This is a genomic window from Pseudomonas sp. P867, assembly GCF_019891455.1.
Taxonomy (GTDB): domain Bacteria; phylum Pseudomonadota; class Gammaproteobacteria; order Pseudomonadales; family Pseudomonadaceae; genus Aquipseudomonas; species Aquipseudomonas synxantha_A.
Genome location: NZ_JAFLXB010000017.1, coordinates 1 through 16140, shown reverse-complemented (window position 1 = coordinate 16140; position 16140 = coordinate 1). Strand labels below are relative to the sequence as shown.

Sequence of the window (16140 nt, the reverse complement as noted above, 5' to 3'; positions counted from 1 at the left end):
TTGGTAGAACAGCTGCGGTCAAGGATTTACAGGAAGGCGTGCCAATAGATCAGGTAATGCACTCTGTATCGTGTCCCAAACAACATCCAAGTTGATATCGAAGTAACCATGAGCGATTCGGTTGCGCATCGCTCGCATATTGCGCCAAGGAATATGTGAATGGCGTGCCGCGAAGTCCGGATGCTGATCCATGATTTTCGTCGACGCTTCACCAACGATGATCAGGCTCATGACCACAGCTTGTTGTGTTCGCCGGTCCTCCAAAAACTCTTCTTTGCTCAAGCCCTCTACAAAAGTGATAGCGTCAGTGGCAGCTTGCCTTATGTGCTCCAGATAATCCCCTAAGCGATTTTCTGTCATACAGGACGGGCCTCAGCCAACACCTTGGCGCGAAATTTCAAAGGCAAGTCGCCAGGCGTCAACAGGTCGACATTGACGCCTAACAAGTCCTCAAGCTCGACCTGCAACCCGCCAAGATCAAAAAGAGTTGTCCCCGGTGGCACATCAACCAACAAATCAAGATCACTGCCTTCTTGGTCGGTACCCGTTAATACAGACCCAAATACTCTCGGGTTTGATATTTGGAAACGTCCTATCACTTCTCTGACAGCTGCTCGTTGTAGATCAAGTGCAGTTGAAGGTTTCACGACTCACCTCGATGGTGTGCATTAGAAGCCCAGTCTAGCAGCGCTTACTCTGTGTAGACACGCCCCGCACATCACATGTGTGTCTTCGTTCCGTCACATTCCATTGCTACCGTCCTGCGAAATATCTTGCAACATCTCGCCAAGGACTCCCCCCGCAATGAGTGACGAGCACAACGACCGCCCTACCCCCGACTCCGCCCCCAAAACGCCGGTCGACACCAGCCGTCGGCGCTTCCTCGGCGGTGCGGCGGTGTTGGGGGTAGGCGCGACTTTGAGTGCCTGCGGCCATACCAGCGAAGCGCCGAGCACACCGGTAGCCAGGCCGCTCACGCCCCAGGAACTGGACAAGGCCTTGAGCGACCAGGTTAAAACCGTGGTGGTGATCTACGCCGAGAACCGCAGCTTCAACAACCTGTTTGCCGATTTTCCCGGGCTTGAAAAACCACTGTCGGCGTTATCCGCCACTGACACCCGGCAGCGCGACCGCGACGGTAGTGTGCTGGCCAGCCTGCCGCCCACATGGGGCGGTGTGTTGCAAGTCGGCCCGCAAACGGTGGACGGGGTGACCTACCCCAGCGGTGTGCAATTCCAGGAAAACCTTTCCAACGCACCGTTTGCCCTCAAGGGCCCGAACGCCGAAGACCTGCCATTGAGCTTGGTAACCCGCGACCTGTGGCATGTGTTCTATCAAAACCAGATGCAGATCAACGGCGGCAAGAACGACGGTTTTGTCGCCTGGGGCGATGCCGGGGGCCTGGTGATGGGCCATTACGCCCAAAGTCGTTATTCTCTGCGCCTGTGGGACGTTGCCAGGGAGTTTGTGCTCTGCGATAACTTTTTCCAGGGCGCATTTGGCGGCTCGTTTCTTAACCACCACTACCTGATCAGCGCCACGGCGCCGGTTTATCCCAATGCCGCGCAATCGGTGGCCAAGGCGCAGATCGCCACGCTGCAAAGTGATGACCCCACCGACACGCGCCTCAAGCCGCTGGACGCGTCCCCGGCCAGCGCCATGACCGGCCCGCCGCAGTTCGGCCCCAGCGCGCTGACCCCGGACGGTTACGCCGTAAACACCCTGGCCCCGCCGTATTGGCCCACCTGGATTCGCGACCCGCAAAACCCGGATTACTCAAAGCCTGACCTGCCCAATGTGCTGGTGCCGCAAACCCACGAGCACATTGGCGACAAGCTGTCGAAAAAGAACGTTGACTGGGCCTGGTATGCCGGCGCGTGGCAGGCCACTCTGGAGCAGTTCAAGGATTCGGGCGGGATCCCCAAGATCCCGAACTTCCAGTACCACCACCAGCCGTTCAACTACTTCAAGCAGCAAGGTCCGCAAAACCGTGCGGAACGTGATAAACGCCTGCGCGACGGCGGCTTGGGGGATGAATCAAGCACGAACAAGTTCTTCGCAGATGCCCAGGCCGGCAAGCTGCCGGCCGTGAGTTTCTACAAACCCCAGGGCAACCTGAACATGCACGCCGGTTATGCCGATGTGGCCTCGGGCGACCGCCATATCGCCCGCGCCCTGAAAGTGCTGCAAGAGAGCCCGCAGTGGAAAAACATGGTGGTGGTGGTCACCGTCGATGAAAACGGCGGTTGGTGGGACCATGTCGCGCCGCCCAAGGGTGACCGCTGGGGCCCGGGCACGCGGGTGCCGGCCCTGGTGGTGTCGCCGTTTGCGCGCAAAGGCACGGTTGACCACACGGTGTACGACACTGCATCGATCCTGCGTTTGATTACCCGAGTGTTCCAATTGGAGACTCTGGACGGCCTCAAGCAGCGTGACGACGCGATGATCGCCCGCGGCCAGAAGCCCATGGGCGACCTGACCAACGCTTTGCAATTTCACCCGTAGAGGCTTATCCAATAACGACATGCCAGGCGATTTAACACGCGATTTTCCCGGTCAGCCGCTACTGTGTGCAGGTGGGCTTTTATCCCGCGCAGACGGGCGTCGCTGACAAGGAACCAACTATGTTTAAAACGACCAGGCTGTCCTTCACCCTCGCCGCACTGCTGGTGAGTGCGGTCGTACAGGCCGACATCGAGGTGCCTCTGGGCAGTACGCAGCGCGTCACCCAGTTATTCGCATTTCCCAATAACTGCAACGTGATCTGCTTTCGGCCATGGACGCTGGAGCAGACCGCTGAGCACTACTTGAACCAGAGCCTGCAGCGTGACGGCTACAGCCGCGCCAGGGTCAGTGTGAAAACCCACGATGGCCAGGTCTGGGCGAATTTCAGCGGCGTACCGGACACCTACGGCCAGTCCCTGACCACCTTGCTCAGTACCGCCGACCTCGCTTATCAGGGTGCCAGCCGGCTCAACAGCGATGGCAAGTGGGCTTATAACTGGTACCTGTTCCTGCCGCTGGGCATGGCCCTGGAGAACCGCAAGAGCATCGAACTGCTGCACTTTCCTCCGGACTACTCGCTCACCCAGGCCCAGGACTACCTGGAGTCGGCCACCACTGACCGCTGGGCGGCCTTGCTTACCGACAACGGCATCCCGGCCAGCGAGACACCGGCTTACCAGACCATCATCGATATCGCGCCCATCGCCGCACCGTCCAACGCAGGCAAGGATCTCGAGAGCGTCTACAGCTACTTCACCGACTACCAGACCCGCATGGTCAAGGAACTGAGCCTGCACGCCAACGGCTCGCTGCCGATGGTGGCGTTCGGCGCGCCGGTGCGCAGTTGGCTCAAGCAACAATACGGTCAGAACGTCGGCGTGCTGGAGCTGACCCAGATCAGCCCGACACCAGGCACGAGCGTGTCAGTGCTGGGCGCCAACCACCCCAGCTACATCTGGTACGCGGCGGACCCGGCAAGCTATGACGGCGATGAACAAAAGGCCGACGAGGCCGGATTGAAAGTAATGGGGCAGGATTTAAGCGCGGCCTGCTGGCAAGCGGGCATGGGCCAGAAACCCGCCAGCGATGCGAATGTGTTGCTCAAAGCCTGCTTGAATACCTGGCAGGTCACACGCAAGGAGCAGACCTGTGAGCTGTTCTTCACCTCGGTGCGCAACCTGACCCCGGAGCAGGCCAATACCAAGTGCGCCACACCGCCTATCAAGGCGCAATTGAAGCAGCTGAAAAACGCCGCGCCGCCCCCCACTGTTACCTCTCCCGCGCTTTAACGCGAACCCGCGGTTTCTACTGTCAGATCTGACAGTAGAAACCGGCTTCAACTTCGGCGAGTCTTGGCTTGCGCCCACTTGCTGCAAGACTGGCAGTCAGAACACCCCAGATCCATGCAGCCCAATTCAGGAGAGTGATGAAGACTCAAGCCATGGATAAGGCTAAAACGGCAGTGAATGACTGCCTCTACCCCTTTGAGACGCTGCAGGTGGAACAGGGTTACCCCTCGACCGCACAATTCAAGGTCGTGCGATACCCTAATGGCAAGCGGGGTGGCATCAAGGCTCGCATCGACTTTGACAGTCGAGTACGCATCGCTCTGGTTTCAGGCTACGCAGTCAGCGAGCGCCGGGCGCATACGCTGCAACTGTCGCCGCGTATTCACTTGTACGATAGATGGTTCTGCGGCCTGATACGGCACTCCTGCAAGCCGAACGTGCTCCTGGACACCACGTACATGGAACTATGGACCCTGAACACCATTACCGCAGGCAGCCTGCTGACCCTGGATTACGCCATTACTGAAGACGCGCTTTACCGGCAGTTCGCTTGCCATTGCGGCGAGCTGAACTGCCGGGGCTGGATCACCGGCAGCAAAGAGCCGTTGAACGCCCAAGGCCTGGCCTGGTGGCGCGAAAACAAAAGGTCCTAGGCTTCGCCCAACGGACGCAGGCGGTACTGCGGCGGCAGTTGCTCGAAGCCACTGATGGTGGTGTTCAAGCTCTTCCAGCGACCGTCCTTGATGCCGTAGATGCAGCCATGGATCGACAGGCTCTGCCCACGATGCCAGGCATTTTGCACAATGCTGGTGTGACCGACATTGGCCACCTGCTGGATCACATTGAGTTCACACATGCGGTCAACGCGTTCTTCTTCAGTTGGCAGTTGAGCCAACAGTTCGCGGTTCTCGTAGTAGAGATCACGAATAGTGCGCAGCCAGCCGTCGATCAGGCCGAACTGGCGGTCCTGCATCGACGCACGCACGCCGCCGCAACCATAGTGCCCCGTGACGAGGATGTGTTTGACCTTGAGCACGTCCACCGCGTACTGAATCACCGACAGGCAATTGAGGTCGGTGTGCAGCACCACGTTAGCCACGTTGCGGTGCACGAACAGATCACCGGGCAACATGCCGACGATCTCATTGGCCGGCACCCGCGCGTCGGAGCAACCGATCCACAGGTATTCCGGGGTTTGCTGGCGGGCGAGCTTGGCGAAGAATTCGGGATCTTCCTGTTTGATCGCATCCGCCCAGCGTTCGTTGTTATCAAGCAGGTCTTGTAGTTCGTTCATCAGGGAAAGCCTCAGGAATGATGCGCAGTTTTGTGACTGACAACCCCTCGTCCGGGTCACGCCTGGCGCAAATTAGCTTGAATCTTTGGGGCTCAGCGCCTGTCCACACACTATAAGCCCCACAGTATGAGGATTGGCCATGACTGAATCACGACGTCCCTACGGCGCAACCCAGCCGGAACCGATCGACGACAACGAAGACCGCATGGGTTCGATGCGCGAGCTGGATTTTGACGAAGAGGACCAGACAGCGGAAATCGGCGATGAAATCCCGCGTGGCGAGCGCGAGCAGCTGATGCCCGACGAACGGGTACGAGAGGCCGGGATGACCGGGGCCTCGACCGCTGATCATGAATCAACCGATGATGATATGAGCCCGGAAACGCTGATTCACGAGGACGGTGCCAGAGATGCTTGGGAGGAAGGAGAAGACAGCCCGGCGGACTACGATCTGAGTGTTGTTGGTGAAGAGGATATTGGTGGCGGAAATGGCCTGGATGAGGCCGAACTGGCCGATCTGGATCCGCTCAACGGCAAACGCTGACACAACGCAGCTCAAAATGTGGGAGGGGGCTTGCTCCCTCCCACATTGGTTCCGGTATTTAGTCGACGAGGGTGCAAGCCATGACGACCGCGTCTTCGCGACCACCCACAGCAGGGTAATAATCCCGGCGACGGCCAATCTCATTGAAGCCATAGCGCTCATATAACCGAAAAGCCCCGGTATTGCTGTCCCGCACTTCCAGGAAGCATTCCCGCGCGTTGGCCGCGTAGGCACGGGACATCAGGTGTTCCAGCAGCGCCAGACCCAATCCGCGCCCCTGGTTTTCCGGCTTGACGGTAATGTTCAGCAAATGCGCCTCATCGAGAATGATCTGCACCACCCCATGGCCCACTTGCTGCTCGCCTTCGAACATCAGCCATATCTGGTACTTGCCCAGCCCGTCGAGAAAGATCCCTCGCGTCCAGGGATGGCTGAACGCTGCGTATTCGATTTTCAGCACCGCGTCGAGGTCGGCCTCGGTCATCGGGCGGAAGGATAAAGCCTCACTCATCAGTTGTTTTCCAGCGCGCCATCAGCCGGCGCATGGCTTGCCAGACATCAGCCTTACGCTGTGGCTCTTCCATTAATAATTCCAGACCCGGCAGGGCCCATACCGAACCCAGGCTGTCGACCTGCAGTTCGCGGTACCAGGCCTCGGCATTGGCTTCACCGGCAAACCGCACGGCAGGCAAGCCGATCAGCCACAGGCACACGCAGGGTTCGTCTTCCAGACGCGCCGAGACAAAGCCCTGGACAAAATCCCGCGCAGCTTCCGGGCCCTGGTCCATGGTGCCGCGTACCAGCAGCGGCCAGCGTACAGGCTCACCGATGATTTGCGGGCTGTCAGGCAGGCCGGCGGCGCGCAGCATGTCCTTGAGCAGCAGGTAGGCCGGGTCGCGGGACTGGAAGCGCTCGCCGGTGGGCAGCTCCACCAGCAACAGGCAACGCCCGGCCCGCAGCAATTGCAGGGCAAAGCGGGGCGGCGGCACTACCGGAGCCTTGACCACCGGCGCGGCCTCCTCCACCACCTTGGCAGCCTTGGTCACCGGCGCAGGGCGTGGCACTTCGATCTTTGCCCGTTCGACCGCCGGGCGTGTTTCGACTGGGGGCTTGACCACCGCCACGGGCGCGGCAGCCTCTTCCCCCGACGACTCGAACGCCTCATAGGGCTCAAGCGCCTGCAACAACTCGGGCCGCGACGGCGCGGCAAACGGCAGTTCGGTGCGGGGCAGCCAGTTGACCACCTGCATGGCGGTCAAGTAAGCGCGACGTCGGGACTCGATAAGCACAGCTCGGCCACTTGTGGATAAGTAAAGAGCGGGGATTCTACCGCTGTTCGGCAACAATCGCCCACTGCGCACTGACCGGCTGTGGATAAATCCCGCGCCTGATGCAGTACAATCGCGACTTTTAATCGCCAACCAGCCGGCCATTCCCATGATCGAACCCAAGCGCGTCCTGCGCGCCCTCGCCGAACACTGGGCCTTACTTGAGCCTCTGTGCGAACACTTCGACCAAGGCACCCTGAGCCTGAGCGAGCTGCGCGCACAATTGGCCGCCCAACAACTGGACAGCACGCCCCAGGACATTACCAGCCTGCTGGACGTGTGGATTCGCCTGGATATCCTGGTACCTGTCGCCAAGAGCCCGAACCGTTTCGAGCTCAACGCGCAGATCCACGACTTCCTCGCTTATCTTCGCAAGGAGCACCGGCTTGGCCTGTGCCTGGAAATCGAAGCCTACCTGCGCCACCTCGAGCGCCTGGCCGGTTATATCCAGGACGCCTTCGACATCCGCGACGGCCATGACCTGGCCCGGCAACTGCGCTTGCTGGATATGCGCGTGCGCGACGTGCTGAAAAAACTTGCCAACGACGAACAGGCCCTCGCCGCCGTGGCCGATCGCGCCAAGACCAGCGACCGCCAGATCCCGTTGCGCCAGCGCTACGCCGAGGTGTTGGCAACCTGGGACGAATACGTCGAGCCGATGATTCAGTTGGTGAACGCTGACGGCGCCTTCGAGCAAGGCGTGCGCAAAGTGGAAAACGTGCTGCTGCGCATGCTCACCGAGCAACAGCGTCTTGGCCACCTGGTGGACGACGACATGCTGCTGCGCACTCACGCGCGCATCCTCGAAATGCAGACCAGCGCCCAGTTGACCTTGCGCCATGCGCGCGAGCTGCTGTTGCCGCTGCGCGAAGAAGCACGCCGGCATAACGCAGTGACTCGCGGCGCTGCGCTGGCCTTGTCGGCGATTCGCCGTAAAGGCCTGGACGCGGTGCCGCAAGCGGCGATGCCGATGTTCACCCGACCGCAAAGCACCTTCCTGGGCAGCGCCAGCCAGGTCGAGGCGTATGTGTATGCCCTGGCCAATTTCGAGCCGAAACCGGCGCGATTCCCAAAGGCGCACAAATCCCACAAGGGCGAAGCCCCGCGCGCGCCGCGTACGGTCAAGGAAATGCTCGAGCGCTGCGAAGACGCCCTGCCGATGCCGGACCTGATGACCTGGCTGCTGGAACAGGAGCCCGACGGCGCCACCGACGAATTGCTGTACTGGTTCTCACGCCTGTCCCGGGAAAAACGCTTCAAGCGCGAGCGCCTGGAACGTCGCGATTACCACACCCACGAGCATCAGGTCAGCCTGCGCTCCTTCGCCCTGCTCCCGGCCGGCGTTGACGCCACCGAGAATTCTGCGAGCACCCCTTATGCATCTTGATCTATCCGAACTGTCCCAGCTGGCGCCGATTTTTCGCGAGCTGTTCAAGGGTTACCACGTCAGCCGCCGCGACCCGGAGCTGTACGCGCAGCTGTCGAACTTCCAGGACCAGTACCGCACGCTGTTCAAGGCCTTGGGCTTTGAGCTGGTATGCGATACCCGCGGTTTCTACTACTTCGTCCCGGACACCGCCGTGGCTGCCGCGCAGGTCAACAAGACCGCCCAGCGCCTGGCCTTGTTTACCTTCATTCTCGTCGAGCACCTAGCCGACCAGGGCCGCGACCCGGTTGCCGTGCTCGACGGCGGCAGCCTGGGGCGCGACGAATTGCCTTCGTTGCTGGAGAAGTACCGCGACCTGTTTATCCAGGCCGAAGTGCAGACCCAGGAAGAGCTCGAAGAAAAAATCATGCGTCGCATGACCCAACTCGGTTTTGCCAGCGAAGACAACGGTATCTACCGCTTCCTGCCACCAATGCACCGTTTCCTCGACGTGTGCCTGTCGGTGCAACAGGACCGCGACCTCGCCGCCAGCGTGCACAGCGTATTGCCGCTGCCGGTGCCAGTGATCATCGACGAAGACAGCGATGAAAAACTGCTGAAGACCGATGACCCGCTGGACCTTAGCGCCTTCGATGAGGAAAGCGAAGAAGACGCCCTGGCCCGAGCCATTGCCGAAGAACAGGAAACCGACGTATGAGTAAGGAACGTTACGGCATCCGCCGCTTCGCCCTATTGAACACCGCCGGTTACAGCCTGGGCTTGTTCCCGCTGGAAGAGCCGCTGTCGGTGTACGGCGCGAACAACCTGGGTAAATCCGCATCCATCAACGCCTTGCAGTTCCCGATCCTGGCGCGCATGTCGGACATGAGTTTCGGCAAGTACACGCTGGAACAATCGCGGCGCTTCTACTTTGCCACCGATACCAGCTACATCCTGGTAGAAGTCTCCCTGCCCCACGGCCCGCACGTCATCGGCGTGGTCGGACGCGGGCCGGGCGGCGGTTTCGGTCACCAGTTCTTTGCCTATGCGGGCAAGCTGGACCTGGCTCATTACCAGAAAAACGACACCTGCCTGCGTCAGAAAGAGCTGTTTACCAACCTTGAGCGCGAGGGCCTCAAAGCCTACGAACTCAAGCCTGATGAACTGCGGCGCTTGCTGGTGGGCGGCCATACGTCGATCCCGCTGGACCTGACCCTGATCCCGCTGCGCTCCACCAGCGAACAGAGCTTGAAGACGTTCCGTGCGTTGTTTATCAACCTGCTGCACATGCGCGAAATCACCGCGGCCAAGCTCAAGCAACTGTTCCTCGACGCGTTCGAACACAGCTTGCGTTCAGGCAGTGTCGACTACATCGCTGCGTGCGAAGAAGCCTTCCGTGATGTGCGACGCATGGAGCAGGACTACAACTCGCTGGTGGCTGCCGGGCCGTTGGTCGAGGCGTTGGCCAATGGCGTGAAACAACGCGACGCCTTGCGCGGCAAACTGCATCGCCTGTCACCGCTGCTGGATTCGTTGCTGGGCACCTGGTCGGACTACGCCAGTGCGCGCGAGGAAGAGCTGACCATCCAGGCCGAGCACTACCGCAACGAGCAGGACGCGCTGCAGAACGACCAGCGTGGCGGTACTCAGGAACTGATGCGTCTGGAGCGGGAGATCAGCGGTATCCAGCGTTGGCTGGGCGAGCTGTCGGTACTCAAGCATCGCTTTGCCCTGGTGGATGACGTCAAGGTGCTGGAGCAACAGTTGCTCGCCGCCAAGGACGCCCACGATGAACTGGCGGGCGCATTGGCGCAGTCGCGACAGTTCAGCGCCGAGGACCTGGACGAGCGTCTGCGCGACCTGGAAAAGCGCTTGAAGTCGGTCAGGCAGCAACTCGATCACGCCGACAACAACAGCTATGCCAAGCTGCGCGAGGAGTTCTCGCAACAGGATGTCGAACGTCTGATGCGCCTGTTCAACAGCTCGTTGTTCAGCCTGCCTCTGGGTGAGCACGGCATCACGCTGGATGAGGACGGCCAGTGGGTCAAATCCCTGGAGCAGATTCTCGATGGCTTCAAAGGCGAGCGCTTTGAAGTGCCGGGGCTGTCCATCGACATCTCGCACATCGAGCCGCCTGCGTTGCAGGCCCTGGCCGACCGCGCCGCATTGCGCGACCAGAAGGAGCGCCTGGAAAAAGAACTCAAGCAACTCAAAACCCAGCAGGCCGTAGCTTCCGACCGCGCGGCGAGCAAGACCCAGACCGAAGCGCTGTATCAGCAGGTGCTGGATGCTCAGAAGGCATTGGAAGATTTCCGCCGCACCCAGACCCTAAGTGCAGAAGAAGGCGAGAAGCTGGAAAACCTGGCGCAGATGGAAGCCGCCCAGGATGAGCTGAAGCGCTCCAGCGATGCCTTTACCGAGCGCGTCCAGCAATTATCGGCCAAGCTGCAACTGGTCGGCCGCCAGATCGGCGATATGGAAGCCAAGCAACGCACGCTGGATGATGCGTTGCGTCGTCGTCAGCTGTTGCCGGCGGACCTGCCGTTCGGCACGCCGTTCATGGACCCGGTCGACGACTCCATGGACAACTTGCTGCCACTGCTCAATGACTACCAGGATAGCTGGCAGGGCTTGCTGCGCGCCGACGGCCAGATCGAAGCCCTGTACGCTCAGGTGCGCCTCAAGGGTGTGGCCAAGTTCGACAGCGAAGATGACATGGAGCGTCGCCTGCAGCTGCTGATCAACGCTTACGCGCACCGCACCGATGAGGCGTTGACGCTGGGGAAGGCACGCCGAGCAGCGGTGACCGATATTGCCCGTACCCTGCGCAATATCCGTAGCGACTACGACAGCCTTGAACACCAGTTGGCGTTATTCAACCGCGAGATCAACAAACGCCAGGTCTCCAACCTGCAGAGTTTTCGCATCGTGCTGGCGCCGAACAAGGAAGCCCTCAAGCATATCGACCAGATCATCCACAGTGCTGGCCAGTATGAAGAAGGCGAAACGCTGTCGGTGTTCGACCTCAGCCAGAGCGCCGAGCAGGACAACAAGAACGAAGAGGCCAAGGAATACCTGGCGCGCCTCGTTGCGGCCAACCATAACCAGCTGGGCCTCAAGGACTTGTTCGAACTGGCGTTCGAGATCACCAAGGTGCACGGTCAGCCGGTGATTCATACCGACATCGATGGCGCCGCGTCCAACGGCACCACCATGACCATCAAGGCGCTGACCAACATGTACTTGTTGTTGCACTTGATGGACCGTGACCAGGCCGGCCGTGTGCGTTTGCCGTATTACCTCGATGAGGCTGCAGACATTGATGAGAAGAACCAGGCTGCCTTGCTGGAAACCAGCTTGCAACTGGGCTTCGTGCCGATCCTGGCCAGTGTGAAGCCGCAGGTCTCCGCCCAGGTGGCGATCGACCTGGAAGGCGGCAGCGGGCCGAACGGAATCTACATTGATGAGGCGGACTGGAAATACATCCGTCGCCATGATGTGGTGAAGGCGACGATGAATGTGCAAGCCGATGAGCCGGAGCTGGATGAGGTCTGACGCGTTGCGCTGACATGCAAAAAGGCCGCGATCTTTTGGATCGCGGCCTTTTTTTCGGCTTGGGATTTGCGGTGTGTTTGTGGGCCTCATCGCGGGCAAGCCCGGCTCCCACAGTTGGAATGCATACTTGCTGAAAATGCATATCCCTGTGGGAGCCGGGCTTGCTCGCGAAGGCCGCGCATCGGTTTATTTACCGAGTGGAATCTTGGGCGCCCAGGTCAGCCACTCATCTTCAAACTTATCGAACAACGGGAAGGTCTGCTGTGGCCGTGCCGGGTTGCCCATGCGTTCGCCATCCGGCGTGGCAAAGGCGATACCGCCGGCCACCAAGGTCTCCAGGGACTCGGTGCGCACCGTCGCGCCCTTGAACAGGCCGAAGTCGAGACCGAAGCCGCTGGTGTTCCAGAAGCGACTGCCACTGCGTACCAGGGGTGCGTACTTGGGCTCGATCAGGATATGCACCAACACACGGTCGGCGGTCTGGCCCAGTTCATAGCCGGTGACCTTGCCCACGGTGACTTCACGGTAAGTGACCGGCACGCCTTCTTTGAGCGAACCACGGCGAGCGGCGCTGAGTGTCAGGCTCAGGCCTTGCTCCTGATGGACAGCCTCCGGCGGCTGATCCAGTGCAACAAAGTTTTTTTGCGGCCCGGCATTTTTCACCGCAGGCTGCACCTCGATGTATTGCCCGGTGACCAGGGTTTCAAGATTGGAGGTCTTCATCAGGCCCAGCTCCGGCTTGACCACCCAGAACTGGCTGCCTGCGCGGGCGATACGATCAGCCACCTGAGTAATACGGGCGCGCAGCAATACGGACTGCATGTCGGCGCTGAGGTCGACGCTCTCGACCTTGCCAACATCGAGGCCTTTGAAGCGTACGGCTGTACCGGGGCGCAGGCCGTCGGCACGATCGACCTTGATCGTCACCAGGGTGCCATGCTGATTCGCGGCGTCACGGTCGGTGAACAAACGGAAGCGCGGGATACGGTGCTTCAGGGGAACGTTGGGCTCCGGTGTTTCGAAGGCGATACCACCGGCCATCAGGCTGGCCAGGGATTCGCTTTTGACCTGGATGCCACCGGTGAGCCCACCAGTGAGAGTGACACCGCTGGCGTTCCAGAAACGTGTCGAGCCGTTGACCAGGCCTTCATACTCTTTCTCGATATGAACGCCGATCACGAGTTGCTTCTTCTTGCGTGAAAACTGGTAGCTCTGCACCGAACCCACCTTGACCTGTTTGTACAGAATCGGGCTGCCGACATCCAGCGAGCCCAGATTGTCGGTGAGCAGCACCATGTGCAGGCCGGGGGAGCGCAGGTCTAACGGCGGCGCCTTGGCGCGGGCCACATACTCACGTTGTGGCGGGGTGCCTTTGTCACCCGGGCGGATCGCGATGTAGTTACCTTTGACCAGTGCTTCCAGGCCGGTGATGCCTGCCAGGGAGATGGACGGCTTGACCACCCAGAATTGCGTGTCCTGGACCAGGTAGTCTTCGGCCAAAGGATCAAGGGTCAACTCGGCGCTGGCGCTGGACAGGTCCGGGTCGATCTTCAAGGTTTTCAGGCTACCAACCTGGATGCCTTTGTACATGACCGGGGTACGCCCGGCCTGGAGGCCTTCGAAATCGGTGAGTTTGACCTTGACCTTGATGCCGGCTGCGGCGGCATCGAAGTCCTCGTACAGGCGAAAAGGCAGGCTCGGGTCGGTGGGTGGGCTGTCTTGGCGATTCTCAGGCGTGGCGAAGGCGATACCACCGGCCACAATGCTGGAAAGCGATTCGCTGCGCACCTTCACCCCGGAGAGGTTGGCGTCGATACTGATGCCGCTGGCGTTCCAGAAACGCGTGTGCTTGCGCACCAGGCTGGCGTAGGTCGGCTCGATATAAACCTTGATCTCAACGATGCTCTGGTCTTCGGACAACAGATAGCTTTTGACCTGGCCGACCTGAATCTGCTTGTAGAACACCGGACTGCCACGGTTCAGCGAGCCCAGGCGGTCGGCCTTGAGCGTCAGGTGCAGGCCCGGCTTGGCGTCGGATAACGGTGGTTCTTCAGAGAGCGCCTTGAACTTGCGCGTGGGCTCACCATCGCCCGGGCTGGCGGCGATGTAGTTACCCGAAACCAGGGTCTCCAGGCCAGTGATGCCGGCGAGGCTGACGCTGGGCTTGACCAACCAGAAGCGGGTGTTGGTCTTGAGATATTGTTCGACGTCCTTGTTCATCTCGATGGTGGCGATCACCCCGCGATTGCTGCCTTCGTCATCCAGGGCCAGGGTCTTGACCTTGCCGACGGTCATGCCTTTGTAGACCACTTCAGTCTTGTTGACTTGAATACCCTCGCCGCTCTCAAAGCGAACCTGAATCTCAAGACCTTGCTGGGAGTAGGCGCGCCACCCCAGCCAGCCACCGATGATCAGGGCAATCAGGGGCAACACCCAAATAGCCGACCAATTGGAGGCCGGGCGGGTTTTAGCTTTAGGCAAATCACTCATGGTCGTCGTCCGACTCCGTGTTATCCCAAATCAGTCGGGGATCGAAAGTTACTGCGGCAAGCATCGTCAAGATCACCACACTGGCGAACGCTGCAGCGCCGAGATTGGCCTCGACACTGGCAAGTCGCCCAAAGTTAACGACCGCCACCAGGATAGCGATCACGAAGATATCCAGCATGGACCAACGGCCAATGAATTCGATAAAGCGGTACATCACAATGCGTTGTTGCGCGGACAGCGGTTGGTGACGCTGCACCGAGAACAGCAACAGGCCGATGCCTACCAACTTGAATGTCGGCACCAGAATACTGGCGATGAACACCACGGCGGCGATAGGAAACATGCCGTGCTGCACCAGCTGGATCACACCCGCCATGATGGTACTCGGGTCGCCTTGGCCGAGGGAGTTGACGGTCATGATGGGCAACAGGTTGGCGGGGATATACAAGATTGCTGCGGTGATCAGCAATGCCCAGGTACGGGTGAGGCTATTGGGGCGACGCGCATGGATCAACGCGCCGCAACGGGTACAGAGTTGCTCGTCGGTATCCGCTTCTTGCTTGTTCAATTCATGGCATTCGGTACAAATCAGAATGCCTGCATCAATCGCCCGCATGGTCATCCTCTCCTGACAGTGCTTGCCAGATCTGATGGGGTGACATCACCACCTCAAGCAGAACTTGAACCATTAATAAACTGACGAAGCAGACCAGACCCAGGCCGATCGTGATGGAGGCCATGTCGGCGAGCTTTACGATTGCCACCAGTACGCCCATCAAGTAGACCTCCAGCATCCCCCAATCCTTCATATGGTGGTAGATGCGGTACAACAACAGCCCGTAACTGCGACCGATGTTCCAGCGGATGCTGAGCAACACTGCCAATTGGCAGAGCAGCTTTAGCAAGGGGATCCCCATGCTGCACAAGAACACAACGGCAGCAACGCCTTGCATACCGGTATCGAATAAGCCAACAACGCCGCTCCATACGGTGTCCTCCGAGGACTGCCCGAGTAGATTGAGCTGCATGATGGGCAAAAAGTTCGCCGGGATGTAAAGCAGCAGGGCCGCAAGTACTAAAGCAAGGCTCCGCTCGACCACATTGTGGCGGTGAGCATACAACTCGTAGCCACAGCGTGGGCACTGGGCTTTTTCGCCAGGGGCGAGCGCTGGCTTGCGCATCAGCAAATCGCACTCATGGCATGCCACCAGGTCGTCCAGTGGTAAATCCGACACCTCAACGGCATCAACCGGATCGGGCATAGATAGGGCTCTGACTCTAAAATAGTTAGGTGGCTATTCTAGTGCTCTGGCTCGGAAATAACTGTGCAATTTTGTCGGGCGATTGAGGGATGCCAGCCGTGCGCGGATAGAGTGGACACTTTTCGACCGCCCAAAACAAAACCCCTGTTTGCGTTAGCAAACAGGGGTTCTGGAATTTAATCTTGACGATGACCTACTCTCACATGGGGAAACCCCAAACTACCATCGGCGATGCATCGTTTCACTGCTGAGTTCGGGATGGGATCAGGTGGTTCCAATGCTCTATGGTCGTCAAGAAATTCGGGTACTGAGTCGTGACCAGTTGGTCTCGCTTCAGCAAATTGGGTATGTGACAGTTTTCGGTGTTTTGTGAGCGTCGAACTTTCGGTTCATTTTCGTCTTCACACACCGCAATCTGGTCTCTTTCGCTTTTCAGCTCAGAGCATGCAAATTGCTTGGGTGTTATATGGTCAAGCCTCACGGGCAATTAGTATTGGTTAGCTCAAC

Annotated in this window: 15 protein-coding genes and 1 rRNA gene; 7 read left to right on the top strand and 9 right to left on the bottom strand. The window is 59.6% G+C overall.

What is annotated here, in order from left to right; genetic code table 11:
- Positions 1 to 18: 18 nt before the first annotated feature.
- A complete protein-coding gene (locus J1G33_RS24475; protein WP_103734685.1) occupies positions 19 to 360 on the bottom strand; it encodes a DUF86 domain-containing protein in 342 nt (113 codons plus the stop codon).
- On the bottom strand, positions 357 to 647 hold the full coding sequence (locus tag J1G33_RS24470; protein WP_078820214.1) for a nucleotidyltransferase family protein: 291 nt from the start codon (positions 645 to 647) through the stop codon (positions 357 to 359). Before J1G33_RS24470 ends, J1G33_RS24475 begins: the two co-directional genes overlap by 4 nt.
- A gap of 157 nt (positions 648 to 804) precedes the next feature.
- Between J1G33_RS24470 and acpA the strand changes: the two genes are divergently transcribed.
- The 3 genes from acpA to J1G33_RS24455 all read left to right on the top strand — a co-directional run bounded on the left by acpA (position 805) and on the right by J1G33_RS24455 (position 4447).
- Positions 805 to 2505: an acid phosphatase gene (gene acpA / locus J1G33_RS24465; protein WP_032878048.1), complete on the top strand. Its 1701-nt coding sequence runs from the start codon at positions 805 to 807 to the stop codon at positions 2503 to 2505.
- A gap of 119 nt (positions 2506 to 2624) precedes the next feature.
- Entirely contained in the window at positions 2625 to 3794 is a 1170-nt protein-coding gene (locus tag J1G33_RS24460; RefSeq protein ID WP_103734686.1) for a hypothetical protein, read from the top strand.
- 137 nt (positions 3795 to 3931) lie between these two features.
- Entirely contained in the window at positions 3932 to 4447 is a 516-nt protein-coding gene (locus J1G33_RS24455) for a hypothetical protein (RefSeq protein ID WP_032878050.1), read from the top strand.
- Here J1G33_RS24455 and can read toward each other — a convergent pair.
- The gene (can, locus tag J1G33_RS24450; protein WP_005784518.1) at positions 4444 to 5088 is read right to left on the bottom strand and encodes a carbonate dehydratase; all 645 of its coding nucleotides are present in this window, start codon (positions 5086 to 5088) and stop codon (positions 4444 to 4446) included. The two genes, J1G33_RS24455 and can, sit on opposite strands and share 4 nt — an antisense overlap.
- A gap of 139 nt (positions 5089 to 5227) precedes the next feature.
- On the opposite strand from can, the gene J1G33_RS24445 reads away from it, so the two are divergent.
- Positions 5228 to 5632, top strand: coding sequence for a serine kinase/phosphatase (locus J1G33_RS24445; protein ID WP_103734687.1), 405 nt, complete (start codon positions 5228 to 5230; stop codon positions 5630 to 5632).
- Between the two features lie 58 nt (positions 5633 to 5690).
- Here J1G33_RS24445 and rimI read toward each other — a convergent pair whose 3' ends face one another.
- Positions 5691 to 6143: a ribosomal protein S18-alanine N-acetyltransferase gene (gene rimI / locus J1G33_RS24440; protein ID WP_003188286.1), complete on the bottom strand. Its 453-nt coding sequence runs from the start codon at positions 6141 to 6143 to the stop codon at positions 5691 to 5693.
- Complete coding sequence (locus tag J1G33_RS24435; protein ID WP_056845582.1) at positions 6136 to 6882, bottom strand: hypothetical protein; 747 nt, start codon at positions 6880 to 6882, stop codon at positions 6136 to 6138. The genes rimI and J1G33_RS24435 overlap by 8 nt, the downstream gene beginning before the upstream one ends.
- A 187-nt stretch (positions 6883 to 7069) precedes the next feature.
- Here J1G33_RS24435 and mksB point away from each other — a divergent pair, with 187 nt between their 5' ends.
- Genes mksB through mksF form a run of 3 tightly spaced genes read left to right on the top strand, consistent with a single transcriptional unit; the run spans position 7070 to position 11881 of the window.
- Positions 7070 to 8347, top strand: a complete 1278-nt coding sequence (gene mksB / locus J1G33_RS24430) for an Mks condensin complex protein MksB (RefSeq protein WP_005784507.1) — start codon at positions 7070 to 7072, stop codon at positions 8345 to 8347.
- Positions 8337 to 9044: an Mks condensin complex protein MksE gene (gene mksE, locus J1G33_RS24425; RefSeq protein WP_032878054.1), complete on the top strand. Its 708-nt coding sequence runs from the start codon at positions 8337 to 8339 to the stop codon at positions 9042 to 9044. The genes mksB and mksE overlap by 11 nt, the downstream gene beginning before the upstream one ends.
- Complete coding sequence (gene mksF, locus J1G33_RS24420; RefSeq protein ID WP_223018937.1) at positions 9041 to 11881, top strand: Mks condensin complex protein MksF; 2841 nt, start codon at positions 9041 to 9043, stop codon at positions 11879 to 11881. Before mksE ends, mksF begins: the two co-directional genes overlap by 4 nt.
- A 186-nt stretch (positions 11882 to 12067) precedes the next feature.
- Here mksF and J1G33_RS24415 read toward each other — a convergent pair whose 3' ends face one another.
- From J1G33_RS24415 to rrf, 4 genes are all read right to left on the bottom strand, one after another.
- On the bottom strand, positions 12068 to 14371 hold the full coding sequence (locus J1G33_RS24415) for an MlaD family protein (RefSeq protein WP_078820210.1): 2304 nt from the start codon (positions 14369 to 14371) through the stop codon (positions 12068 to 12070).
- Positions 14364 to 14987 carry a paraquat-inducible protein A gene (locus J1G33_RS24410; protein ID WP_032878056.1) on the bottom strand — a complete coding sequence of 208 codons (624 nt, stop codon included), beginning with the start codon at positions 14985 to 14987 and terminating at the stop codon, positions 14364 to 14366. Before J1G33_RS24410 ends, J1G33_RS24415 begins: the two co-directional genes overlap by 8 nt.
- The gene (locus tag J1G33_RS24405; RefSeq protein ID WP_032878058.1) at positions 14974 to 15633 is read right to left on the bottom strand and encodes a paraquat-inducible protein A; all 660 of its coding nucleotides are present in this window, start codon (positions 15631 to 15633) and stop codon (positions 14974 to 14976) included. The genes J1G33_RS24410 and J1G33_RS24405 overlap by 14 nt, the downstream gene beginning before the upstream one ends.
- A 180-nt stretch (positions 15634 to 15813) precedes the next feature.
- Positions 15814 to 15929, bottom strand: a 5S ribosomal RNA gene (gene rrf / locus J1G33_RS24400).
- Positions 15930 to 16140: the final 211 nt, after the last annotated feature.